Here is a 23,987-nt window from a genome sequence, read left to right as displayed (position 1 = left end):
CCCCGGGAGGCGCTCAGTTGTCGCGCTTCTCCTTGATCTTCGCCGCCTTGCCGCGCAGGTCGCGCAGGTAGTACAGCTTGGCGCGGCGGACGTCACCACGGGTGACGAGCTCGATCTTCTCCACGATCGGGGTGTGCACCGGGAAGGTGCGCTCGACGCCGACGGAGAAGGAGACCTTGCGGACCGTGAAGGTCTCGCGCACGCCGGAACCCTGGCGACGGATCACCACGCCCTTGAACTGCTGCACACGGGAGCGGTTGCCCTCGATGACGCGGACGTGCACGTTGACGGTGTCGCCCGGGCGGAAGGCCGGGATGTCGCCGCGCAGCGACGAGGCGTCGACGGTGTCGAGCAGGTGAGCCATTTCTTCTGCTTTCCTCGCTGATGCCACAGGTCATCAACGGAAACTAGGTTTCTGGTGTGAGTGCCGTGCGGGTCGGGGCGGCGTCGTGTCCCCCTGCGGCAGGGGCGCACGCCGGACAGGCGCACAACAGCGACCTATTCTTCCACGCTCTCGGTCCTGCGCCAAAATCGGCCGAACGGCTCACCCTCGGGGTCCGGTGCCCAGCCCAGGATGGAGAGCATCTCCCGGTCCTTCTTGTCGAAGGCCTTGGGGTCGCAACGCTCGATCAGATCGGGCCGGTTGGCCGTCGTGCGCCGCAGTGCCTCGTCGCGCCGCCAACGGGCGATCTTGCCGTGATGCCCGCTGAGCAGCACGTCCGGGATCCCGCGTTCCCGCCACTCCGGCGGCTTGGTGTAGACGGGCCCCTCCAGGAGGCTCGCCATGGCGCCGGGCGCGAAGGAGTCGTCCCGGTGCGACTCGGCGTTGCCCAGGACGCCGGGGAGCAGCCGCGCCACGGCCTCGGTGACGACCAGGACGGCCGCCTCGCCGCCGGCGAGGACGTAGTCGCCGATGGACACCTCGTACACCGGCATCCGGCCGGCGTACTCGTCGACGACCCGTCGGTCGATCCCCTCGTAGCGGGCCGGGGTGAAGATCAGCCAGGGGCGCTCGGAGAGCTCGACGGCGAGCTCCTGGGTGAAGGGCCGGCCGCTGGGCGTGGGAACGATCAGGGCCGGGCCGTGCGAGCCCGTCTCGTAGCCGTCGGCGAGGACGGAGTCCAGGGCGTCACCCCAGGGCTCGGTCTTCATGACCATGCCGGGGCCGCCGCCGTAGGGCGTGTCGTCGACCGTGTTGTGGCGGTCGTAGGTCCAGGACCGCAGATCGTGCACGTGGACCCGCAGCTGCCCTCGCGCCCGTGCCTTGCCGACCAGGGAGACGTTCAGCGGGTCGAGGTACTCCGGGAAGATCGTGACGACGTCGAGCCGCATCAGGACTCGTCCCTCGACGAGGCGATGTCCGCGCGGTCGTCGATCAGTCCGGGCGGCGGGTCGATGACGGCCCGCTGCTCCTCCAGGTCGATCTCGGTGACGATCTCCGTGACGAACGGGATCATGACCTCGCTGCCGTCCGGTCGCTCCACGATGAACAGGTCCTGCGAGGGAAGGTGCGAGATCTCGGTGATCCGGCCGACCTCCGCCCCGTCCGTGGTCACGACGTCGAGGTCCATCAGCTGGTGGTCGTAGTACTCGTCCTCGCCCTCGGGCAGTTCCTCCGGGTCGATCTCGGCGATCAGGAGGGTGTTGCGCAGGGCCTCGGCGCCGCCGCGGTCGCTCACGCCCGCGAAACGCAGCAGCAGACGGCCACTGTGCACGCGGCCCGTCTCGATGGTCAGCGGCCCGGTGGAGGCCGGGTCGGTGGCGAGTACGGCGCCGGGCGCGAGCCTGAGCTCCGGCTCGTCGGTACGTACCTCGACGGTGACCTCGCCCTTGATGCCGTGGGCACGGCCGATCCGTGCGACTACGAGCTGCACTGTGCTTGTTCTCCTGTCGTACGACGACGGGCCGGGGACGGCCCACTGGCCCTCCCCGGCCCGTGCCGGTGCTGCGCTGCCTTGTGTCAGCGGACGTGGTCCACGTCGACGAGGTCGACACGGACACCGCGGCCGCCGATGGCGCCCACGACGGTGCGCAGGGCGCGCGCGGTGCGGCCGTTGCGGCCGATCACCTTGCCGAGGTCGTCGGGGTGCACCCGGACCTCCAGCACACGCCCGCGACGCAGTTCGCGCGAGGCGACCTGCACATCGTCAGGGTTGTCGACGATGCCCTTCACGAGGTGCTCGAGAGCCTCCTCGAGCATGCTCAGGCCTCGGTGGACTCAGCCGCGGACTCGGCCGGGGCCTCGTCCTTCTTGTCGGCCTTCTTCTTCTGGGTGATGGCCTCGCCCTTGCCCTCGTCGTCACCGCCGAGAGCCTCGAAGGACGGACGCGCCGCCTTCGGCGCGGCGACGAGCAGCGGCGCCGGGGCGGGCTCGCCCTTGAACTTCTGCCAGTCGCCGGTCTTCTTGAGGATGGCGAGGACGGGCTCGGTCGGCTGGGCGCCGACGCCGAGCCAGTACGCCACACGGTCGCCGTCGACCTCGATCACCGACGGGTTGTACGTCGGGTGGTACTTGCCGATCTCCTCGATCGCACGGCCGTCACGGCGGGTGCGGGAGTCGGCGACGACGATGCGGTAGTGAGGCGAACGGATCTTGCCCAGACGCTTCAGCTTGATCTTGACTGCCACGGGAGTGGGTTCTCCTGGATCTGACGTGGGTGGGCACGGCGGGAAGAGCCGCGTGGGGTTGCGGTACCCGAGTGCCCGATGGACGCGTCAGCCGGAGGAGAGAGGGGTCCTGTGCGGCTGTCGAGTACAGCTGTCCATTCTGCCACAGCCCACGAGCCGCTTCGGACCGAGGGTGCGCCCAGGCACGCCTGAACGGCACCCGGCGCCCCGCGACGGGCGCCGAGTGCCTGGCCCGCGGGACTACGGGTGGCGTACGGCTGCCACGAACAGCCGCGCGCTCACCTCGCTCCCGCGCCCACCACCTCGGGGATCCGGAACGGCTTGCCGCAGCCGCCGCACATGATCGGCGCCTGGGCCAGGACGGACGGGACGACCCGTACGTTCCGGCCGCAGTCGCACACCGCCTTGACCCGGACGCCGCCGCCGGACGAACCATGGCGGGCGGCCGGGCCGCGGAAGCTGCGGCCGGTGTCGGTGGTGGTGGCGGCGGTGTGGGCCTTCAGGGCGCGCTGCAGGCGCTCGATCGTCGGCCGGTACCGCCGCTTCGCCTCGGGGTTGAGCGTGACCAGCGAGAAGCCGCTGCTGGGATGCGGCTCCTCCGGGTGGTCGAGGCCCAGCTCCTCGGCGATCGCGAGGAATCTGCGGTTGTGGTACCGGCCGGCGCGGGAGGTGTCGCGGATTCCGCGCGCGGCAGCGATGCCGTGGACTGCTTCGTGAAGCAGCCGCTCGAAGGAGAGTTCGTGTCCGCAGGCGGACGAGGACTCCCCGATCAGGGACTCGGGCGCGGCAAGGTCCGGCAGCTCGGAGTGGTACCGCTGAATGTCGGCCCACGCCTGTGCCAGCTCTGCGGCGAGAACAGGTGGTGTCGTGCTCACGTAATGACAACGAGCCTGAGTCCCGCTGTGTTCCTATTCCGGGGCATCCCAAATAATTTGCACGTACCCGTCAGTTGTCGCTGATGCGTCCTGAGGAGGGCGGGTGCGCTGATCTGCGGAGAAGCCGCGCAGCTCACTACAAGGTGGTACGTAGCCTGACGTACGACCCGGCGCGCAGGGCGCGTCCACGTGGTGGGGTGGAGGAGGCCGCGGGTGCGCAAGAGGTGTTTCGGCCGCCTCTCACCCCCGCCAGGCCCGCACGCGGTACGACCGTGACCCTACCGGGTCCGCCCCCGGTGTCCGCTACCGCCCTGTCCTTCCGCGACGGGACCCCGACCGGGGGGCACGCACGCGGCGAGCACGCGGCGACCGGACGACGTCCGGGGCTCTCGACCTTGGCCGAAACCGAGCCGCCGCCCCGCGCCGCGACGCACCGTCATCGCCCACGGCGCGATCACGCCACTCCTCGGTGCGCCGGACGGAGCAATTCCGCCGCGGGAGGGACAGCGGTGTTGCCGGAACGTGAATTCTCGCCACTCACGCGGGCACCTCACAAGCGGGGCGCCGAGACCCCTGGACGCGGTCGCCGCCTCGGAGTTACCTGGCATACGGGGGAAGGGTGGGCGTACACGACGGGGGGCGACGAAAACGGGTACAGCGGCGACTCGCTGCGGATTGGGGCGCTTTCGATGACACCTACGCTCGTGCGGCAGCACCTGCCTCACGCGGGAGACGCACCCCGCGTGGACCTGTGCGCACGCGCGCGTGACTGGTCGGAGATCCAGGAGCGGATGCTCGTACCGCTCTACGAGGCCGTCTACGAGCGACTGGACGTGGGACCCGGCACGCGGCTGCTGGGGCTCGGCTGCGGTACGGGGCTCGCCCTGCTGATGGCGGCCTCCCGGGGCGCCGCCGTCACCGGTGTCGAGTCCTCCTCGCCCGAGAGGCTGGCCCTCGCGCGCGAGCGGCTGCAGGGGGCCGCGGAGACACCCCGCACGAACGCGCGTACGGCCGGTGCGCGGCTCGTCGAGGGCCTGCCGGACGGCGGCCTGCCACCGGACGGCGCCGGGCCCGGGGAGCCGGCCGGTTCGCGGGCCCCGGAGTACACCCTCGTCACCTCTTTCGAGCCCATCGGGTGTCTCGCCGGGGACGCGGAGGGCCTCGGTGATCTGCTGGCCGCCGCGGCTCCGCTCGCCGGCCGGGGCGCGCCGGTGGTGCTGGCCGGCTGGGGGCCGCCGGAGCGCTGCGCCACCTCCTCGGTGCTCCGGGTGGCGGCCAAGCTGGCGGATCCGCTGCGCGGCGGCGGCAGCTGGCGGCCGGCGCTCCGCGACAACCTGGAGGAAGTGGCCCTGGGTGCCGGTCTCAGGCCGGACGGTTCGGGCCGGGTCGCCTGCCCGTTCGGGTACGCCGACGTGGACAGCGCGGCGCGCGGTCTGCTGTCGACGGGGCTGTTCGACGCGGCGATCGCGGCGACCGACCAGGAGCGGGTCGACAAGGAACTGGCCGAGGCGCTGCACCAGCACCGGCGGCCGGACGGCACGGTGTGGATGCCGAACGTCTTCCGCTACCTGATCGCCCGGACGCGCTGAGGGTGGCGCGGCACGGTCCGGGCGGCGAGCCCGGGCGGTGCGCGAACGGCCCACAGGGGCGAGGGGACGGACCCGGGACGGTGCCCCCGGGCCGCTACCCCTGCCCGTTCGTCTTGGCCGCGCGCGCGATGCCGGCGATCCGGTACGCGTCCGCCTCCTCCAGCGTCTCCCGCTCCAGCAGCGCCGCCGCCAGCGCGTCCAGCTGGTCGCGGTGGTCGCGCAGCTTGTGGCAGGCCTCCTCGTAGCACTCGTCGACGACGCGCCGCATCTCGCCGTCGATCACGTCCAGCGTCTGGGGGGCCGCCGCCAGCCCGTAGGCCTGCTGCGCGTCGCCGGGCAGCGCCGACAGCCGGCCGACCTGCCGGCTCATGCCCCAGCGGGCCACCATCCCGCGCGCGATGTTGGTGACCTGCTCCAGGTCGCTCTCCGAGCCGGTCGTGATGACCCCGTAGACGACGTGCTCCGCCGCCATCCCGCCGAGAGCGCCGATGATCCGGCCCCGCAGATAGTCCTCGGTGTACGCGTACTTGTCCGATTCCGGGGTCGACAGCGTCACGCCGAGCGCCCTGCCGCGGGGCACGATGGTGATCTTGCGGACGGGATCCGCGCCCGGCTGGAGCATGCCCAGCAGGGCGTGCCCGCTCTCGTGGTAGGCGGTGCGCCGGCGTTCGTCCTCGGGCATGACCAGCGCGCGTTCGGCGCCGAGCTGGACCTTCTCCAGCGCCTCCGAGAGGTCGGACTGCGTCACCTCGTCCTGGCCCCGCTTGACGGCGAGCAGGGCGGCCTCGTTGGCCAGGTTGGACAGTTCGGCGCCGGTCATCCCGGGGGTCGTACGGGCGACCCGGGCGAGGTCCACGTCCGGGGCGAGCGGGATCTCGCGCGTGTGGATCCTCAGGATGGCCTCGCGACCGCCCCGGTCCGGCGGCGCGACCTGGACGATCCGGTCGAAGCGGCCGGGTCGGGTCAGGGCGGGGTCGAGGACGTCCGCGCGGTTGGTCGCGGCGATCACGATCACGCCCTCGGAGCCGGAGAAGCCGTCCATCTCGGTCAGGATCTGGTTCAGGGTCTGCTCACGCTCGTCGTGCCCGCTCACGGTCGCACCCGCGCCGCGCGCCCGGCCGATGGTGTCGATCTCGTCGATGAAGATGATCGACGGCGCCACCTTGCGCGCCTCCGCGAACAGTTCCCGCACCCGGGACGCGCCGACGCCCACGATCATCTCGATGAACTCGGACGCGGACGCCGAGAAGAAGGGCACCCCCGCCTCCCCCGCCACCGCCCGTGCGAGCAGCGTCTTGCCGGTGCCGGGAGGTCCGGCGAGCAGCACACCGCGGGGCAGCTTGGCGCCCATCCGCCGATAGGCGTCCGGGTTCTTCAGGAAGTCGACGACGTCGTTGAGCTCGCCCGCCACCTCGTCGATGCCCGCCACGTCCGCGAACGTCGTGCGCTTGTCCCCGGGCTCGAGCTCGACCGGCTTGGGCGGCGGCTTGCGCCCGAACATGCCGCCCGCCCCGCCGAACCCCGTTTTCGCCCGCCGCGCGATGAAGACCCACAGCAGGACGAGCAGCAGGATGGGGGCCAGCGAGAGCAGCAGATTGGCCACGATGCCGCGCTGCTGGACGACGGGCTCCGCGGTGACCGTGACGTTGTGACTGCTCAGGTCCTCCCAGAGCTCGTCGTCCGCGAAGGCGGGCCGCTGCGTCTTGAACCGGGTGTAGGTACCGTCGCCCCCGGGGTTGTCCTGGGCCTTCTTCAGCTCGCCCTGGATCGAGTCGCCCTTGGAGTAGATCCTGCTGACGTTGTCGGCTTCGACCTGCTTGCTGAACGCCGTGTAGGAGATCGTGGGCTCCTCCTCGTCGAGGAACGACAGCACGATGTTGGCGATCAGGAACACGACCAGGGCGGTGACGGCCAGGCTCCACCAGCCGCCGGGCAGCTTCCGCCAGCCGGACGGCGACTTCGGCGGCTCCTCCGGGGTGCCCTCGGTGCGCCAGGGCTGGTCCGGCGACTTTCGCGACGGCGCGGCGTTGGTCATATCGGGACGTTACGACACACCGGCCCCGGAGGCATGTGCGGAAGCGGCGCCGGGGGCACCCCCTGGAAGGAGGTGCCCCCGGCGCCGTCACGACGAGAAGTGCCGTCAGCCCATGAACTTCTTGAACTCGTCGGGCAGTTCGAAGTCCTGCGCGCCCTGCTGCGGGACACCGAAGGCGTTGCCGCCCTGGGCGGCGGCCGCGCGACGGGCGGCGGCGTCCTGCTCCTGCTGCTTGCGCTTCATCGGGTTGCCGGAGCGCTGCTTGCCCTTGGCCTGCTTCTGCTGCTTCTTGGCCCGGCCCGGGCCGCCTCCCATGCCCGGAATCCCCGGCATGCCGGGCATCCCGCCGCCCTGCGCCATGCGGGACATCATCTTGCGGGCCTCGAAGAACCGTTCGACCAGGTTCTTCACGGCGCTGACCTCGACGCCGGAACCACGGGCGATACGGGCACGCCGCGAGCCGTTGATGATGTTCGGGTCCTGGCGCTCGCCCGGCGTCATCGACTTGATGATCGCGGCGGTGCGGTCGACGTCCCGCTCGTCGATGTTCTGGATCTGGTCCTTGATCTGGCCCATGCCGGGCAGCATGCCGAGCAGCTTGGAGATGCTGCCCATCTTCCTGACCTGCTCCATCTGGGCCAGGAAGTCGTCCAGGGTGAAGTCCTGGCCCTTCTTGGACGCCAGCTTGGAGGCCATCTTCTCGGCCTCTTCCTGGCTGAACGTCTTCTCCGCCTGCTCGATCAGGGTGAGCAGGTCACCCATGTCGAGGATGCGGGAAGCCATCCGGTCAGGGTGGAAGGCGTCGAAGTCGTCGAGCTTCTCACCGTTCGACGCGAACATGATCGGCTTGCCCGTGATCTGCCGGATCGACAGGGCCGCGCCACCACGGGCGTCACCGTCGAGCTTGGACAGCACCACACCGTCGAAGCCGACGCCGTCGCGGAAGGCTTCGGCGGTGTTCACCGCGTCCTGGCCGATCATCGCGTCGACGACGAAGAGGATCTCGTCCGGGGAGACGGCGTCGCGGATGTCCGCGGCCTGCTTCATCATCTCCTGGTCGATGCCGAGGCGTCCGGCGGTGTCCACGATCACGATGTCGTGGACCTTGGACTTCGCGAAGTCGATGGAGTCCTTGGCGACCTTGACCGGGTCACCGACACCGTTGCCCGGCTCCGGCGCGTAGACGGCCACACCGGCGCGGTCGGCGACGACGCTCAGCTGGTTCACGGCGTTCGGGCGCTGGAGGTCGGCGGCGACCAGCAGCGGCGAGTGGCCCTGCTCCTTCAGCCACCAGCCGAGCTTGCCCGCGAGGGTGGTCTTACCGGCACCCTGGAGACCGGCCAGCATGATCACGGTGGGCGGCTGCTTGGCGAAGCGCAGCCGCCGGGTCTCGCCGCCGAGGATCGTGACGAGCTCGTCGTTGACGATCTTCAGGACCTGCTGGGCGGGGTTCAGCGCCTTGGAGACGTCGGCGCCGAGCGCGCGCTCCTTGACGTTCTTGATGAAGCTCCGGACGACCGGCAGCGCCACGTCCGCCTCGAGGAGCGCGATCCGGATCTCGCGAGCCGTGGCGTCGATGTCCGCTTCACTGAGTCGCCCCTTGCCCCGGAGGGACTTGAAGGTGGCTGAGAGGCGGTCGGAAAGGGTATCGAACACGGCGGCGTCGGTCCTCGGCAGTAGGCGACAGTAGGGATCGCCCTCCAGGGTATCCGCACCGCCGAGCGAATCGTCCTCGTCCAGCACATGAGGGAGCGCCCCGAGCGCCCCGGGTCACCCCCGCAGCATCTCCTCCAGCTTCCGTGCCACCGCCACCGCCTCCTCGCCCGGCAGGGGCGTTCCCTGGTGACCTGTGACGTAGAACGCGTCGACGGCGTTCGCGCCCAGCGTCGACACATGCGCGCTGCGTACCCGCACGCCGGCGTCCTCCAGGGCCCGGCCGATGCGGAAGAGCAGACCGGGCGCGTCCTGGGCACGGACCTCGAACACCGTCGCGTGACGGGAAGCCGCCGAGTCGACCGTCACACGCGGTGGCGGCGCGACGACGCCCCGGCGGCGCGGGTACGCGGCGTCCCGCTCGGCGAGGCGGCCCGCGACGTCGAGCGAGCCGTCCAGGGCCCGGACCAGGTCCGCGCGCAGCCGGGCGGCCTGCGGCAGGGAGCCGTACTCGGCGGCGACCCGCCAGTCCAGCACCAGCACCGCGCCGTCGACGCCGTCCGGCAGTTCCAGAGCCCGCAGCTCGGCCGCGCGCACGGTCAGACGGTGCATGGCGAGGACACCGGACACCGCGGGCAGCACACCGGGCTGGTCCGGGACGGCGACGAGGAGCTCGACCCCGAGCGGCTCCGACTCGCCGGACGCCTCCTCGGTGGGCGCCGCCGTCTGGGCCCGCAGCGCCAGCACCGGGCTGCCCGTCGCGAGCGCCTCGATGGCGAGCCGTTCCTGCTCCGCGGTGGGCGCGACGGCCTCCGGGTCGGCCGGGGCGTCCCCGGCGAGCACGGCCGAGACCCGCTTCACCAGGTCGGCCACGAGCGAACCCCGCCAGGACGACCAGGCGGCCGGTCCGGTGGCCTGGGCGTCGGCCTCGGTCAGCGCGTGCAGCAGTTCCAGCGTGCCCTGCGAGCCGACCGCCTCGGCGACGGAGCGCACGGTCGCGGGATCCTCCAGGTCACGCCGCGTGGCGGTCTCGATGAGCAGCAGGTGATGGCGTACGAGGGCGGCGAGGACGGCCACGTCCGTGCGGTCGAAGCCGATCCGGCCCGCCACGTCGCGCGCGATGATCTCGCCCGCGACCGAGTGGTCGCCGGGCCAGCCCTTGCCGATGTCGTGCAGCAGCGCCGCGACCAGCAGCAGGTCGGGCCGGCTGACCCGGCGGGTGAACTCGGAGGCACGGACGGCGGTCTCGATGAGGTGCCGGTCGACGGTCCAGAGGTGCACGGCGTTGCGCTGCGGGCGGCAGCGCACCCGCTCCCAGTCGGGGATGAGCCGGGTGATCAGACCCTCCGCCTCCAGTGCCTCCCAGACCTCGACGGTCGGCCGGCCCGAGCCGAGCAGCGTGACCAGCTGCTCGCGGGCCTCGGCGGGCCAGGGTGTGGGCAGAGGGCGCGCGCCGGCCGCCATGCGCCGTACAGCGTGCAGGGAGAGGGGGAGCCCGGCCTGCGCGGCCGCAGCCGCGGCACGCAGCGGGAGTACGGGGTCGCGGTCGGGGCGCGCGGCACGGGCGAGCACCACCTCGCCCTCCTGCTCCACGACGCCCTCGGCCAGCGGAGACCGCTCGGCGACCTGCTTGCCCCCGCCGAGCATGGAGCGCAGCCGGGGCCGCACGGCCCGCGACCGCAGCACACGCCCCACCTCACGCCAGGTGACATCGCCCGCGTACGAGATGAGCCGCGCCGCCTCATAGACCTGCCGCAGCAGGGTGTCGGCGTCGAGCAGGCCCAGCTCGGCCGCGACCTGGTCCTGCTCCTGAAGGGCGAGCCGGTCGGTGGCGCGTCCGGTGGCGAGGTGCAGGGCGTCCCGGACGTCCAGGAGCCGGCGCCGGGCGTCGTCGAGGCCCTCGCGCGGGGCGTCGGCCAGCCAGGAGGCGGCGACGGCGCGCAGGGCGGTGGCGTCCCTGAGGCCACCGCGGGCCTCCTTGAGGTCCGGCTCCAGCAGGTACTGCAGCTCGCCCTGGCGTTCGGCGCGCTCGGCGCAGAGCTCCTTGAGTTCCGGGAGGCGCTTCGGCGCCTGGTTGCGCCAGTCGGCGAGGACCGCGGTGCGCAGGCCCGCGGTCAGACCGAGGTCGCCCGCGAGGTGGCGGGCGTCCAGCAGGCCCAGGTGGACCTTCAGATCCTCCGCGGCGGTCCTGCGGGCCTCGGCCGGGGTGCGGACCGAGTGGTCGAGGGCCAGGCCCAGGTCCCAGACCGGGTACCAGATGCGGTCGGCGAGCGCGGCGATCGCCGACGCGTCGCCGTTGTCGTGCAGCAGGAGGAGGTCCAGGTCGCTGCGGGGGGACAGCTCACCGCGGCCGTAGCCGCCGACCGCCACCAGGGAGACCCCGCGCAGCCCCTCCGCACCCGCGCCGAACAGCCCCGCCAGCCACTCGTCGGTCAGCCCGGCCAGGGCGGCACGGCGCGGCGGCCCGGACCGCGCCCCCTCGGTGAGGAGACGCAGCCGGGCCGCCGCGTAGCCGCTGGGTCCCGAGTCCTCTGCTTCCGTCCGTACGCCCGTGCTCGTCACCCGGCGACTCCTGTTCCTCGGTGTGTCAGAGCGCGTCCGGTCCGCGCTCGCCCGTGCGGACGCGGACCGCGGTCTCGACCGGAAGGGACCAGACCTTGCCGTCACCGATCTTGCCGGTACGGGCCGCCTTCACGATCACGTCGATCAACTGCTCGGCGTCGTCGTCCTCGGCCAGTACCTCGATACGGATCTTGGGGACCAGGTCGACGGTGTACTCGGCGCCGCGGTAGACCTCGGTGTGCCCCCGCTGGCGACCGTAACCGCTGGCTTCGGTGACGGTCAGTCCGTGTACTCCGAACGCCTGGAGGGCTTCCTTGATCTCGTCGAGCCGGTGGGGCTTGACGACGGCGGTGATGAGCTTCATGCGTCCACCTTCTTGTTCGCGGCCGCGGCGGCCGTGGGCGGGGCAGGCGTGGTACGGGAGGCACCGCCGCCGGCGCCGCTGAAGTCGTATGCGGTCTCGGCGTGCTCGGCCTGGTCGATGCCGGCCACCTCGTCGTCCTCCGGTACCCGCATGCCGATCGTCTTGTCGATCAGGAAGGCGAGGACCGCCGAGACGATCAGGGAGTAGGCGAGGACGGCGAACACACCGGCACACTGCTTCCAGAACTGTTCCAGGCCGCCACCGTAGAACAGGCCCTCGACGTCGGACTGGCCCTTGCCGCTGGCGAAGAAGCCGATCAGCAGGGAGCCGAGCACACCGCCGACGAGGTGGACACCGACGACGTCGAGGGAGTCGTCGTAGCCGAACTTGTACTTCAGGCCGACCGCCATCGCGCACAGCAGACCGGCGATGGCGCCCACCGCGATCGCGCCGAGCGGGTCGACCGCGCCGCCTGCCGGAGTGATGGCGACCAGACCGGCGACCGCGCCGGACGCGGCGCCCAGCGTGGTGAACGCGCCGTGGCGGAGCTTCTCGTAGATCAGCCAGGCCAGCATGGCGGCGGCGGTGGCGATCTGGGTGTTGACGAACATCAGCGCGCCGACGCCGTCGTCGTTGCCCAGCCACGAGCCGGCGTTGAACCCGAACCATCCGAACCACAGCAGACCGGCGCCGAGCATGACCAGCGGCAGGCTGTGCGGCCGCATCGGGTCCCTCTTGAAGCCGATGCGCTTGCCGATCACCAGGATCACGCCGAGGGCCGCGGCACCGGCGTTGATGTGCACCGCCGTACCACCGGCGAAGTCGATCACGCCCAGCTCGAAGGCCCAGCCGCCCGCGCCCCAGACCCAGTGGGCGACGGGGAAGTACACGACGGTGGCCCACAGGGTGATGAACAGCGCCCATGCCGTGAACTTCACGCGGTCCGCGAGGGCGCCGCTGATCAGGGCGGGCGTGATGATCGCGAACATCAGCTGGAAGACGGCGAAGACATAGACCGGGATGGTGTAGCCGTCCCACAGGTCGCCGATACCGATCCCCGTGAAGCCGACGTAGTCGGAATTCCAGCCGATGAGGCTGCCGGAATCCGTTCCGAACGCCATGGAGAAGCCGTACAGCACCCACAGAATGGTGACGATTCCCAGGCTGATGAAACTCATCATCAGCATGTTCAGGGTGCTTTTGACGCGGACCATGCCTCCGTAGAAGAAGGCCAGACCCGGGGTCATGAGCATCACCAGGGCGGAACAGATGAGCATGAAGCCTGTGTTCGCGGACGACAGCGTGGGTGCGTCCGCCGCAAGCGTGATGGCTGGAGCCATCGGCGTCTCCTCGTCGTTGGATACGGCCCCGTGCGGGCGAAGCCTGAGCGGGATGAGGGGTGGGCCGGTTATGCGCCACGACATTGACGCAGCGCCGTTTCGGTGGAAGCCCCTCGTTGTTTCGCCGGGGTGACGAAGGCGCCGGGCGTGTTACGCCTCGATGAACTGCCTGCTACGGGGCCGCGCGATCGTTATCGTGGCGCAACCTTCCTCCGCCGCTTTTCCGGGGGAGAAGGACCGGCCGCGGGCGGCCTTCCGATGACCTGGCATGGGGGAGCCGAGTCGGGCAGTTCGGGAGGGCCGGCCGCGGCCGGGGTCAGGGGTTTCGCCGCCGTGCTCAGACTGCCTCGGCGGTCTCGGGCAGCTCGATCGCGAGCTTCCGGCTGAGGTCCACGACCTCGGCGACGTCACCGAAGTCACGGACGGCGGTGTCCACGGTCTTTCGGATACGAGTGTTGACGCGCTCGGAACGGACATTCTTGGCGACGGTCATGGCCTGATCGGCGAAGACGGTGCTCTGCTCGGGCTCCCGCCGGAGCAGGTGCACACTGGCCATGCCGATGAGGTTGAGCGCGTACGACCGCTGGTGCTCGGTGTCGTCCGCGAACAGCTCCACGGCCCGCCGCATCAGGGGCTCGGCCAGGGAGGCGTAGGCCGGGCTGCGGCCGGCCACGTAGGCGAGATCGCGGAAGGAGTGGCTGTTCTCGGCGAACAGCTCCGCCTCGGAGAAGAAGCGGATCCAGTCGGCGTCCGGCTCGTCCCAGTCGTCGACCTCGGCGAAGGTGTCCTCGGCCATCCGGACGGCACGCTTGCACTTGCCGGGCTGGCTCATGTTGGCGTACGCGCGGGCCTCCATCGCATACAGCATCGCCTGGGCGCGCGGGCTCGCGCAGTCCCGGCTGCCGTACTGCGCGAGGTGGATCAGCTCCAGCGCGTCCTCGGGGCGCCCGAGGTGGATCATCTGGCGGCTCATGCTGGACAGCACGTACGAGCCAAGGGGACGGTCACCGGCCTCCTTGGCGGCGTGCAGCGCGAGCACGAAGTACTTCTGCGCGGTCGGCTGGAGCCCCACGTCGTACGACATCCAGCCGGCGAGTTCGGCCAGCTCGGCGGCGACCTTGAACAGCTTGCGGGTGGTGGACTCGGGCTGGGGCTCCTGGAGCAGGTCGGTCACCTCGTGCAACTGGCCGACGACGGCCTTGCGGCGCAGACCGCCGCCGCACTGGGCGTCCCACTGCCGGAACATCACCGTGGTGGACTCGAGCAGGTCCAGCTCCGGCTTGGACAGCCGGCCCCGCGCCCGGGTGGACGGCACCGAGGAGGGTTCCGGCCGGGGGGAGGGAGGCGTGGGGACCAGCCAGCGCTGCATGGGCTCGATCAGGGCCGGTCCGGCGGACAGCGCCAGCGAGGTGCCGAGGAAACCGCGGCGGGCGAGCATCAGGTCGCTGCGCGAGTACTCGCCGAGCAGCGCGACCGTCTGCGGGGCCGTCCACGGCAGGTCCACGCCGTGGGCCGACGGCGACTGGCGGGCGGCCCGCAGGCCGAGGTCCTCGATGGACACGACACAGCCGAACCGCTCCGAGAACAGTTCCGAGAGAATGCGCGGGATCGGCTCGCGGGGGTTCTCACCGTCCAGCCAGCGGCGCACGCGCGAGGTGTCGGTGGAGATGTGGTGGGCGCCCAACTGGCGTGCCCTGCGGTTCACCTGGCGCGCCAGCTCGCCCTTCGACCAGCCGCTGCGCACGAACCACGAGCCCAACAGCTCATTCGGGCGCTTCTCAGCGTTCGTCCCGGTTCCGCCGTTGCCGCCCACTGGAACGCCCCCATCCCTCGGATCGCCTGCCACCAACTGCGCCAAGCCCTATCAGAATGCCCGTCAGTACGGCTGCCCGTCCGGCAGTTCTCAGTCTTCGAACGAGGAACCTGATTGCCTCCGGCATACCCACTGGTGCATGTGCCCCTGCCGCCGTGCACACACGGTAATCCTACGATCACCCGCCCGGCCACGGCGTTCCCGGAAACGCCACCATTCGCCACCCCTTCGAATGAACTGGCAGACGCCGCCACGCGATTCACTTGACATAGGCCGGACAGAAGTGGGCGGACAGGTGCACCCAGGGGCGCGCAGGCGTGGACACACCACTCGGGTTGCTTCCGAAAGCCGTCTGGCGTCGCGCGGCAGCGGGAAGTCGGAAACGGAGAGTCACGTTCTGATTCCGTCTCGTAACCACCGATGTGTCGGACCCGTTGGAGGGGGCATGGGCTTCACGATCGGCAGCAGTCGGGGCATCCGCGACATCCGGTCCGCCTCGCGGCGCCGCGGCCGCACGTCGGAGGGCACCGCCGTGGCGGAGTACACCGGACTATGGGGCTGGGACGTCGTCCCGGGCGCACGGGCGGCCGGTGGCGCCTGTTCCTGCGGGCGCGGCGACTGCCGCGCGCCGGGCGCGCATCCACTGGACTTCGCGCCGGAGGTGCCGGCCGGAGCGACGCTCGACGAGGTGACGACCGCCTGGGCCCAGTTCCCGGGAGCGGCGGTGATGCTGCCGACCGGACGGACGTTCGACGTGATCGAGGTGGCCGAGCCCGCGGGGCGTCGTGCCCTGGTCCGGCTGGAACGCATGGGACTCCCGCTCGGCCCCGTGGCCGCCACCCCCGACGGCCGGGCCCACTTCCTCGTCGCCGCGGGCTCGGCACCCGAGCTGCCGGCGCTGCTGTACCGCATGGGCTGGGACGACCCGCGCCTCGACCTGCGCGGCCTCGGCCCGGGCGCGCACATCACGGCCCCGCCGTCCGACCGGGGCGGCCTCGGCCCGGTGCGCTGGCTGCGCCCGCCGGACCTGGACTCGGCGCGGAAGCCGCCGGCCGCGCGGCTGCTGCTGGGGACGCTGGCCTACGTGGCACACCGGTCGCGGGCGTAGCCGTACCGGCTCCGGGACGAGCGCGGGGCCCATCGGGACGCCCCGTGACCGGCTCCCGCACACGACGAAGCGCCCGCCCCCGATGACAGCTCGGGACGGGCGCTTCCTGGTGTGCGGGGCTCCGTGGGTGCTCACTCTCCGATGAGGGCGTCCACGAAGGCCTCCGGCTCGAACGGCGCCAGGTCGTCGGCCCCCTCACCGAGCCCGATCAGCTTGACCGGGACGCCGAGTTCGCGCTGCACGGCGACGACGATGCCTCCCTTCGCGGTGCCGTCCAGCTTGGTGAGGACGATGCCGGTGATGTCGACGACCTCGGCGAAGACGCGGGCCTGGACAAGGCCGTTCTGGCCGGTGGTGGCGTCGAGGACGAGGAGCACCTCGTCCAGCGGAGCGTGCTTCTCGACGACGCGCTTGACCTTGCCGAGCTCGTCCATGAGGCCGGTCTTGGTGTGCAGCCGTCCGGCGGTGTCGATGAGCACCACGTCGGCGCCCATCTCCTTGCCCTCCTTCACGGTGTCGAACGCGACGGAGGCGGGGTCGCCGCCCTCCGGTCCGCGCACGGTGTAGGCCCCGACCCGCTCGCCCCAGGTCTGGAGCTGGTCCGCGGCGGCGGCCCGGAAGGTGTCGGCGGCGCCCAGGACGACGCTGCGGCCGTCGGCCACCAGGACACGGGCGAGCTTTCCGGTGGTGGTGGTCTTGCCGGTGCCGTTGACGCCGACGACCATCACGATGCCGGGCTTGGTGCTCTCGGGCTCGGTCTTCACGACCCGGTCCATGTCGGTGCCGACCAGGGTGAGCAGTTCCTCGCGCAACAGGCCGCGCAGCTCGGCGGGGGTGCGGGTGCCGAGCACCTTCACCCGCTCGCGCAGCCGTTCGACCAGTTCCTGGGTGGGCTGCACACCGACGTCGGCGGTGAGCAGGGTGTCCTCGATCTCCTCCCAGGTCTCGTCGTCGAGGTGCTCACGCGAGAGCAGCGTGAGCAGCCCCTTGCCGAGGGCGTTCTGCGAGCGGGACAGACGGGCGCGGAGACGGACGAGCCGCCCCGCGGTGGGCTCCGGGATCTCGATCTCGGTCGGCGGGAGCTCGACGACGGGGGGTTCCTCGACGGCGACCGGGGCCGAGCCGTCGGGGAGGTCCACCTCCTCTATCGTGCGGCGCGGTTCCTCCCGCGGTGTCTCGGCCTCGTCGCCGACATGCGGCTCGGCCGGGGGTGCGGTGATGTCGGGCGTCGTGGGCGGCGGCGGGGGCAGCGACTTTGTCCGCCGGCTGCCGATGACGAGCCCGCCGATCGCGCCGATCACGACCACGGCGATGACTACAGCAAGGATGACGATTTCCATAACCCGTCCAGTATCAGCCATGGGGCTCCGGCGGACCCGGTTTGGACGTTCGTCCAAGTGCCGTGTGGCCCCGGCGGCCCCCGCGCCACGTCTCTGGCGACCTGACGCCTCGTCAGCTACCGTCCCCCTCCACACCCGCCCGGCGAAGGGGACCCCATGCCCGTCTCGGTCGTCCGTTTCAACCTCGTCGAACCCGGGGCCACCCCCGCCTCCCTGCACGCCCGCTACCGGACCGCGCTGGAGATGGCCGGGTACGCCGACGACCAGGGGATCACCACCGTGCAGACGGAGGAGCACCACGGTGTGCCGGACAACTGGCTGCCCTCGCCGTTCACGTTCGCGGGGGCGGTGCTCGGCGCCACCCGCCGTCTCGCCGTCACCGTCTCGGCGGTCATCGGACCGTTGCACGACCCGCTACGGCTGGCCGAGGACATCGCCGTACTGGACCTGCTGAGCGGGGGACGGCTGGTGACCGTCGCGGGGATCGGGTACCGGCCGCAGGAGTACGAACTGTTCGGTGTGGACTGGGCGCGGCGCGGGCGGTTGCAGGACGAGGTGCTGGAGACGGTGCTGAAGGCCTGGACCGGGGAGGAGTTCACCTACCGGGGTCGGACGGCGCGGGTCACGCCGCGCCCGTTCTCCGACCCGCACCCGCTGCTCCTGGTCGGCGGTTCCTCCCGGGCGGCGGCGCGCCGGGCCGCCCGCCTCGGCCTGCCGTTCTTCCCCAGCGCGCACCTGCCGGAACTGGAGGCGTACTACAAGGAGCGCCTGGTGGAGTACGGCACCGAGGGCTGGACGATGATGCCCGGCGCCGAGACACCGCTGCTGCATCTCGCCGAGGACCCGGACCGGACGTGGGCGGAGCACGGCGGGCACTTCCTGCACGAGGCGCGCACATACGCCTCCTGGCAGTCCGCGGACATCCGCTCGGCCGTGCGGTCGGCGGCCACCACGGTGGCGGAGCTGCGCGCCGAGGGCGTCTACCGGGTGCTCACGCCGGACGAGTGCGTGGCGCAGGGCCTCGACAACCTCGTACTGCATCCGCTGGTCGGCGGGATGCCGCTGGAGGAGGGCTGGCGCAGTCTGCGGCTGTTCTGCGAGAGCGTGCTGCCCCGGCTCGGTGGCTGAGCCGGGGCGGCACGTCTCTCACGAGGACGAGGAGAGGGGCAGCGGGGACTTGGCCCCTCTCCTCGGTATCGAGGGCCTCGGGGTGAGGCCGGGCGGGCGTGAGGCCCGGGGAGGGTGAGGCTCAGCCCATCTCCTCCAGCGTCCTGCCCTTCGTCTCCTTCACGAACTTCAGGACGAACGGGATGGAGAGCGCCGCGAAGACGGTGTAGATCACATAGGTCGCGGAGAGGTTCCAGTCGGCGAGCGACGGGAAGCTCGCGGTGATGGCCCAGTTGGCCATCCACTGCGCGGCGGCGGCCACGCCCAGGGCGGCGGCGCGGATCCGGTTCGGGAACATCTCGCCGAGCATGACCCAGACCACCACACCCCACGACAGGGCGAAGAAGAGGACGAACACATGGGCGGCGATCAGCGCGACCCAGCCCTGGGTGGCCGGCAGCTTGCCGCCGACGAGGTCGAAGGAGAAGGCCCAGGCCTCCAGTGCGAGGCCGATCACCATGCCGACCGAGCCGATGAGGGCAAGGGGCCGACGGCCGATGCGGTCGACGAAGATCATCGCGATGACCGTGCCGACGATATTGATGATCGACGTGGTGAACGAGTAGAGGAACGAGTCGGCCGGGTCCACGCCGACCGACTGCCACAGCGTCGCGGAGTAGTAGAAGGCGACGTTGATGCCGACGAACTGCTGGAAGACCGACAGCCCGATGCCGACCCAGACGATCGGCTTGAAGAAGAAGCCGCCGCCGAGCAGGTCCTTGAAGGTCGACTTGTGCTCGCTCGTCATGGCGTGCTCGATCTCCGCGACGCGGGAGTCGAGGTCCACTCCGCGCCCCTCGACCTCGGCGAGGATCTCGCGGGCGCGCTCGCGCCTGCCGACGGAGATCAGATAGCGCGGGGACTCGGGGATCACGAAGGAGAGCAGGCCGTAGAGGACGGCCGGGACGACCATGACGCCGAGCATCAGCTGCCACGCCTCCAGACCCAGCAGCTCACCGCGCTGGTCGCCGCCGGCGGCGTTCAGGATGCCCCAGTTGACCAGCTGCGAGACGGCAATGCCGACCACGATCGCGGCCTGCTGGAACGAGCCGAGACGGCCGCGGTACGCGGGCGGGGCGACCTCGGCGATGTAGGCGGGGCCGATCACGGAGGCCATGCCGATGGCGAACCCGCCGATCACACGCCAGAAGGCGAGGTCGTACAGCGAGAACGGCAGGGCCGAACCGACGGCACTCACGGTGAACAGGACCGCGGCGATCCGCATGCACAGGATGCGGCCGATGCGGTCGGCGATCCGGCCGGCCGTCGCGGCGCCGATCGCACAGCCGATCAGCGCCACGGCGATGACCTGCGCCAGCGCCGCGGAGCCGATGTCGTAGCGGTCCCGGATCGCCTCGACGGCACCGTTGATCACGGAACTGTCGTAGCCGAAGAGGAAGCCGCCCATCGCGGCCGCCGCCGCGATGAAGACGACGTGCCCGAGATGGTCGGGCCGGGCCGGACCGGCTCCTGACGGAGGCGCCTGCGGCGTGCTGGTCACGTGACTCCTAGGGCCACCGGCGACGCTGCCGGTATGTGGGGGGGTAGCCCTCATAGATGGCAAAACCTGAAGTTGAAAACAACCTTCGAGAGACTATGCGTTCAAGTTTCGAAGTCAACAGGATCCTGTTAGGAATCCTAGCCCCATCGGTGAGGGTCTTGTGTTCACAACTTGAAGAACTGGCCTTCGCCAGGCTCAACGCAGCCGCTGGCTGATGACCTTGGACACACCGTCGCCCTGCATGGAGACGCCGTAGAGAGCGTCGGCGACCTCCATCGTCCGCTTCTGGTGGGTGATGACGATGAGCTGCGAGGCCTCCTGCAGCTCCTGCATGATCCGGATCAGCCGCTGCAGGTTGGTGTCGTCGAGCGCGGCCTCGACCTCGTCCATCACGTAGAACGGGCTGGGCCGGGCCTTGAAGATCGACACGAGCAGCGCCACCGCGGTCAGCGAGCGCTCACCGCCGGAGAGCAGGCTCAGCCGCTTGACCTTCTTGCCGGGGGGCCGCGCCTCCACGTCCACACCCGTGGTGAGCATGTTGTCGGGGTCGGTCAGCACCAGCCGCCCCTCGCCGCCCGGGAAGAGCCGGCCGAAGACGCCCTCGAACTGCCGGGCGGTGTCCCAGTAGGCCTCGGTGAAGACCTGCTCGACCCGCTGGTCGACCTCCTTGACCACCTGGAGCAGGTCGGCGCGGGTCTTCTTCAGGTCCTCCAGCTGCTCGCTGAGAAACTGGTGCCGCTCCTCCAGCGCCGCGAACTCCTCCAGCGCCAGCGGATTGACCTTGCCGAGCTGCTGATAGGCCCGCTCCGCGGACTTCAGCCGCTTCTCCTGCTCGGCCCGCACGAAGGGCTTCGGCTGGTTGCGCGGGTGCTCGGGGTCCTCCGGCAGCTCCTCGCCCTCGGCAGGCGGGGAGGGCGGTACGAGCTGACGCGGGCCGTACTCCGCGATCAGCCCGGCCGGTTCGACGCCCAGCTCCTCCAGCGCCTTGCTCTCCAGCTGCTCGATCCGCATCCGCTTCTCGGCGCCGAGCACCTCGCCCCGGTGCACGGAGTCGGTGAGCTTGTCGAGTTCGGCCTTGAGGTCGCGGCCCTCGGTGCGGGCGGCGGCGAGTTCCCGTTCGCGGTGCGCCTTGGCGGTCTCGGCGGCGGTGCGCTCCTCGTGGGCGCGGGCGAGGGAGACCTCGACGTGTGCGAGCAGCCGACGCGCACCGGACGCCACGGCTTCCGCGACGGCCGCTTCGTGCCGAAGGCGCGCCCTGCGCTGCTCGGCACGCGCGCGTGCCTCACGTTCGGCGCGCGCGGCCCGGTCGAGGGAGTCGGCCCGTCCGGCGAGCCCCTTGACCCGCTCCTCGTGGGTACGGGCCTGGAGGCGGGCCTCCATCTCGGTCTGCCGGGCGTTGGCACCGTCGGCGGCCAGCCGGTCCCGGACGGAGGTGTCCGGCTCCTCCTCGAGCGGCATCTCCTCGGCGACGGCGAGCCGTTCGGCCAGTTCCTCGACGTCCATGAGGGCCTTGTCGAGCGCCTCCTGCGCCCGCGCGGCCGCGGCCACGCTGCGCTCGGCCTCCCCGGCGGCGGCCCTGGCCTGCCCGGCGAGGCGCCCGAGCTGCTGTGCCACGGACGACTTCTCCCGGTCGGCGGCCCGCCGCCGCTCCCCCAGTTCCTCGACGAGCGCCGCGCTCTCCCCCCGCCGTTCACCGGCCGCCCGCTGCGCCCCGGCGAGTTCCTCGCACCGCACGGCCAGCTCTTCGAGCTCCGCGGCGGCCTCGTCGACGGACGCCTGCACCTCCAGCAGACTCGGCGCGCCCGCGGAACCGCCGAGCGCGAAGTGCGCCCCGAGCAGGTCCCCTTCGGCGGTGACGGCGGTCAGGTCGGGCCGTGCGTAGACGAGGTCCTCGGCGTCCTCCAGAGTGCCGACGACGACGATGTTCCGCAGCAGCCGCCGCACGGCGGGCATCAGCTCGGCGGGGCCCCGGACCAGTTCGGCGGCGAAGGGGCGCGACGGCCCCCGCCTGTCGTCGGTGAGCCCGTCGTCACCGTTCGCGCCGTTCCCCGCGCCCCCGTGCGGCGCTTCGGCCACGGGCGCCGGCTCCTCCGGGGCGCCCGCCAGCAGCAGGGCCGCCCGGCCGCCGTCCTGCTTGCGCAGCAGCCTGATCGCCTCGGCCGCCGAGGCCGGGGTCGTCGCGGCGATCGCGTCGGCCGCCGCGCCGAATGCCGCCGCGAGCGCGACCTCGTGGCCGGGTGTGACCGAGAGCAGTTCCGCCGCCGGGCCGAGGACGCCGGTGAGGCGGTCCCGTGCTCCCAGCAGTATTCCGGTGCCGTCCTTGCGCCGCAGGCCCATGGCGAGGGCGTCGTGGCGGGCCTGCGTCGCCGCGCGACTGCGTTCGGCAGCCGTGGCCGCCTCCCGGGCTCCGGCGAGAGCGGACTCCGTCCCGGCGAGCTGCCGCTTGGCCGCCTCGTGCCGCTCGGCGAGTTCGGCGTCACCGGCGTCGAGGCCGTCGACCTCGGCCTTGAGCGCCTCGTACTCCTCCTGCGCGGTGACCGCCCGCTCCTGCGCCTCGTCGCGGGAGGCGGCGAGCCGGTCGATCTCGGCCTGGGCGGAGGCCGCACGCGAACGGGCGGCGCCGACCTGGCCGTTCAGCCGGGCCAGCCCCTCGCGCCGGTCGGCGATGGCGCGCGCGGCGTCCTTCAGGCGGCGTTCCTCGGACGCCAGTTCGCGCTCCAGCTCGGCACGGTGGGCGACCGTGTCGTCGAGGGCACGCTGGGCCGCGTCCAGGGCGGCCTCCAGCTCGGCCTCCTGCTCACGGATGCGCTGGGCCTCGCGCTCCATGTCCTCGGGGTCACGGCCGCGCCGCTCCTCGGGCGGGGCGGAGGTCGCGCTCTTCACACGTGCCTCGGCGAGCGAGATCGTGCCGCGTACGCGTTCGGCGAGCTGGGACAGCTCGTACCAGGTCTGCTGCGCGCGCTGCAGCCGCGGGGTGAGGCGGCGGACCTCGTCCTCCAGGAGCGCCTCGCGCTGGAGCGCCCCGCGCAGCTCCTGCTCGGCCGCCTCCTTGCGATCCTTCAGCGCGGCCTCGTCGGCGACCTCCGCCTGGAGCGCGTCCTTGAGCCGGACGAGATCGTCGGCGAGCAGCCGGAGGCGGGCGTCGCGCAGATCGGCCTGGATGACGGCGGCCCGGCGGGCGACGGCCGCCTGCCGGCCCAGCGGCTTCAGCTGGCGCCGCAGCTCGTCGGTCAGGTCCTGCACGCGCGCGAGGTTGGCCTGCATCGCGTCCAGCTTCCGCAGCGCCTTCTCCTTGCGCTTGCGGTGCTTGAGGACGCCCGCGGCCTCCTCGATGAAGGCGCGGCGGCCCATCGGATCGGCGTGGAGGACGGAGTCGAGCTGGCCCTGGCCGACGATGACGTGCATCTCGCGGCCGATGCCGGAGTCGGAGAGCAGTTCCTGGATGTCGAGCAGGCGACAGGTGTCGCCGTTGATCTGGTACTCGCTGCCGCCGTTGCGGAACATGATCCGCGTGATGGTGACCTCGGCGTACTCGATGGGCAGTGCCCCGTCGGAGTTGTCGATCGTCAGCGAGACCTCGGCGCGGCCCAGCGGCGGGCGGCCGGTGGTGCCGGCGAAGATGACGTCCTCCATCTTGCCGCCGCGCAGCGACTTGGCACCCTGCTCGCCCATGACCCAGCTGAGCGCGTCCACGACGTTGGACTTGCCCGAGCCGTTCGGTCCTACGACACATGTGATGCCCGGCTCGAACCGGAGTGTGGTCGCGGAGGCGAACGACTTGAACCCGCGGAGGGTCAGGGCCTTGAGGTGCACGCCGCTGGACTCTACCTTCCGGGGTTGTCTCGCTCCATGAACCCACGGTTTCGCCGCTGAATGCGCAGGGCACACCAAATGTTAAAGACGCTGAAAGGATGCGCGGGGCACGAAAGCCCGGGGTGAGCAGACGCGGGGGGCAAGAAAGAAGGGACGCCGAAGCGTCCCTTGCGACTTCTGACAACTTAGCGGTTGATAC

The 23,987-nt window shown here is 71.5% G+C and carries 18 protein-coding genes; 3 read left to right on the top strand and 15 right to left on the bottom strand.

All coding sequences use genetic code 11. The features are described from left to right. Nucleotides 1-13 precede the first annotated feature (13 nt). From rplS to ACWCPM_RS12435, 6 genes are all read right to left on the bottom strand, one after another. Nucleotides 14-364, bottom strand: a complete 351-nt coding sequence (gene rplS / locus ACWCPM_RS12460) for a 50S ribosomal protein L19 (RefSeq protein WP_450976093.1) — start codon at nt 362-364, stop codon at nt 14-16. A gap of 134 nt (nt 365-498) precedes the next feature. Continuing rightward, nucleotides 499-1,332: a tRNA (guanosine(37)-N1)-methyltransferase TrmD gene (gene trmD, locus ACWCPM_RS12455; RefSeq protein WP_450976092.1), complete on the bottom strand. Its 834-nt coding sequence runs from the start codon at nt 1,330-1,332 to the stop codon at nt 499-501. After that, nucleotides 1,332-1,874 (bottom strand): ribosome maturation factor RimM, encoded by a 543-nt coding sequence (rimM, locus tag ACWCPM_RS12450; protein ID WP_450976091.1) that lies wholly within the window; start codon nt 1,872-1,874, stop codon nt 1,332-1,334. Before rimM ends, trmD begins: the two co-directional genes overlap by 1 nt. 86 nt (nt 1,875-1,960) lie before the next feature. Beyond that, nucleotides 1,961-2,200 carry an RNA-binding protein gene (locus tag ACWCPM_RS12445; protein ID WP_075031224.1) on the bottom strand — a complete coding sequence of 80 codons (240 nt, stop codon included), beginning with the start codon at nt 2,198-2,200 and terminating at the stop codon, nt 1,961-1,963. Between the two features lie 2 nt (nt 2,201-2,202). Beyond that, on the bottom strand, nt 2,203-2,628 hold the full coding sequence (rpsP, locus tag ACWCPM_RS12440) for a 30S ribosomal protein S16 (protein ID WP_450976090.1): 426 nt from the start codon (nt 2,626-2,628) through the stop codon (nt 2,203-2,205). A 278-nt stretch (nt 2,629-2,906) separates the two neighbouring features. Then, nucleotides 2,907-3,503, bottom strand: coding sequence for a hypothetical protein (locus tag ACWCPM_RS12435; protein ID WP_450976089.1), 597 nt, complete (start codon nt 3,501-3,503; stop codon nt 2,907-2,909). Between the two features lie 689 nt (nt 3,504-4,192). Here ACWCPM_RS12435 and ACWCPM_RS12430 point away from each other — a divergent pair. Then, nucleotides 4,193-5,092, top strand: a complete 900-nt coding sequence (locus tag ACWCPM_RS12430; RefSeq protein WP_450976088.1) for an SAM-dependent methyltransferase — start codon at nt 4,193-4,195, stop codon at nt 5,090-5,092. A gap of 94 nt (nt 5,093-5,186) precedes the next feature. On the opposite strand, the gene ftsH is transcribed toward ACWCPM_RS12430, so the two are convergent. The 6 genes from ftsH to nsdA form a co-directional block, all read right to left on the bottom strand. Continuing rightward, complete coding sequence (ftsH, locus tag ACWCPM_RS12425) at nt 5,187-7,127, bottom strand: ATP-dependent zinc metalloprotease FtsH (protein WP_450976087.1); 1,941 nt, start codon at nt 7,125-7,127, stop codon at nt 5,187-5,189. Nucleotides 7,128-7,232: 105 nt separating this feature from the next. Continuing rightward, entirely contained in the window at nt 7,233-8,783 is a 1,551-nt protein-coding gene (ffh, locus tag ACWCPM_RS12420; protein WP_450976086.1) for a signal recognition particle protein, read from the bottom strand. Between the two features lie 114 nt (nt 8,784-8,897). Continuing rightward, a complete protein-coding gene (locus ACWCPM_RS12415; RefSeq protein WP_450976085.1) occupies nt 8,898-11,342 on the bottom strand; it encodes a [protein-PII] uridylyltransferase in 2,445 nt (814 codons plus the stop codon). A gap of 25 nt (nt 11,343-11,367) precedes the next feature. Beyond that, nucleotides 11,368-11,706, bottom strand: a complete 339-nt coding sequence (locus ACWCPM_RS12410) for a P-II family nitrogen regulator (protein WP_003997576.1) — start codon at nt 11,704-11,706, stop codon at nt 11,368-11,370. Continuing rightward, nucleotides 11,703-13,046 (bottom strand): ammonium transporter, encoded by a 1,344-nt coding sequence (locus ACWCPM_RS12405; RefSeq protein WP_450976084.1) that lies wholly within the window; start codon nt 13,044-13,046, stop codon nt 11,703-11,705. Before ACWCPM_RS12405 ends, ACWCPM_RS12410 begins: the two co-directional genes overlap by 4 nt. 337 nt (nt 13,047-13,383) lie before the next feature. Continuing rightward, the gene (gene nsdA, locus ACWCPM_RS12400; protein ID WP_450976083.1) at nt 13,384-14,859 is read right to left on the bottom strand and encodes a transcriptional repressor NsdA; all 1,476 of its coding nucleotides are present in this window, start codon (nt 14,857-14,859) and stop codon (nt 13,384-13,386) included. Nucleotides 14,860-15,304: 445 nt separating this feature from the next. Between nsdA and ACWCPM_RS12395 the strand changes: the two genes are divergently transcribed. Further along, nucleotides 15,305-15,967 carry a bifunctional DNA primase/polymerase gene (locus tag ACWCPM_RS12395; protein ID WP_450976082.1) on the top strand — a complete coding sequence of 221 codons (663 nt, stop codon included), beginning with the start codon at nt 15,305-15,307 and terminating at the stop codon, nt 15,965-15,967. A 131-nt stretch (nt 15,968-16,098) separates the two neighbouring features. Here the strand turns inward: ACWCPM_RS12395 and ftsY are convergent, their stop codons facing one another. Continuing rightward, nucleotides 16,099-17,307 carry a signal recognition particle-docking protein FtsY gene (ftsY, locus tag ACWCPM_RS12390; RefSeq protein WP_450976081.1) on the bottom strand — a complete coding sequence of 403 codons (1,209 nt, stop codon included), beginning with the start codon at nt 17,305-17,307 and terminating at the stop codon, nt 16,099-16,101. A 156-nt stretch (nt 17,308-17,463) separates the two neighbouring features. Between ftsY and ACWCPM_RS12385 the strand changes: the two genes are divergently transcribed. Further along, nucleotides 17,464-18,435, top strand: a complete 972-nt coding sequence (locus tag ACWCPM_RS12385; protein WP_450976080.1) for an LLM class flavin-dependent oxidoreductase — start codon at nt 17,464-17,466, stop codon at nt 18,433-18,435. A 121-nt stretch (nt 18,436-18,556) separates the two neighbouring features. On the opposite strand, the gene ACWCPM_RS12380 is transcribed toward ACWCPM_RS12385, so the two are convergent. Both ACWCPM_RS12380 and smc read right to left on the bottom strand, forming a co-directional pair. Then, entirely contained in the window at nt 18,557-19,975 is a 1,419-nt protein-coding gene (locus tag ACWCPM_RS12380; RefSeq protein WP_450976079.1) for a sugar porter family MFS transporter, read from the bottom strand. 195 nt (nt 19,976-20,170) lie between these two features. Next, nucleotides 20,171-23,788: a chromosome segregation protein SMC gene (smc, locus tag ACWCPM_RS12375; RefSeq protein WP_450976078.1), complete on the bottom strand. Its 3,618-nt coding sequence runs from the start codon at nt 23,786-23,788 to the stop codon at nt 20,171-20,173. Between the last annotated feature and the right edge of the window lie 199 nt (nt 23,789-23,987).

This window comes from Streptomyces sp. NPDC002309 (assembly GCF_053593375.1).
Note: the sequence above shows the minus strand (reverse complement) of the source record. Positions and strands in the feature narration are given on the sequence as shown.

Bases quoted from the DNA above. Each gene is read 5' to 3' on its own strand.
- rplS (WP_450976093.1), bottom strand. From the start codon at position 364: ATGGCTCACCTGCTCGACACCGTCGACGCCTCGTCGCTGCGCGGCGAC.
- trmD (WP_450976092.1), bottom strand. From the start codon at position 1,332: ATGCGGCTCGACGTCGTCACGATCTTCCCGGAGTACCTCGACCCGCTG.
- ACWCPM_RS12445 (WP_075031224.1), bottom strand. From the start codon at position 2,200: ATGCTCGAGGAGGCTCTCGAGCACCTCGTGAAGGGCATCGTCGACAAC.
- ACWCPM_RS12430 (WP_450976088.1), top strand. From the start codon at position 4,193: ATGACACCTACGCTCGTGCGGCAGCACCTGCCTCACGCGGGAGACGCA.
- ftsH (WP_450976087.1), bottom strand. From the start codon at position 7,127: ATGACCAACGCCGCGCCGTCGCGAAAGTCGCCGGACCAGCCCTGGCGC.
- ACWCPM_RS12410 (WP_003997576.1), bottom strand. From the start codon at position 11,706: ATGAAGCTCATCACCGCCGTCGTCAAGCCCCACCGGCTCGACGAGATC.
- ACWCPM_RS12405 (WP_450976084.1), bottom strand. From the start codon at position 13,046: ATGGCTCCAGCCATCACGCTTGCGGCGGACGCACCCACGCTGTCGTCC.
- ACWCPM_RS12395 (WP_450976082.1), top strand. From the start codon at position 15,305: ATGGGCTTCACGATCGGCAGCAGTCGGGGCATCCGCGACATCCGGTCC.
- ftsY (WP_450976081.1), bottom strand. From the start codon at position 17,307: ATGGAAATCGTCATCCTTGCTGTAGTCATCGCCGTGGTCGTGATCGGC.
- ACWCPM_RS12385 (WP_450976080.1), top strand. From the start codon at position 17,464: ATGCCCGTCTCGGTCGTCCGTTTCAACCTCGTCGAACCCGGGGCCACC.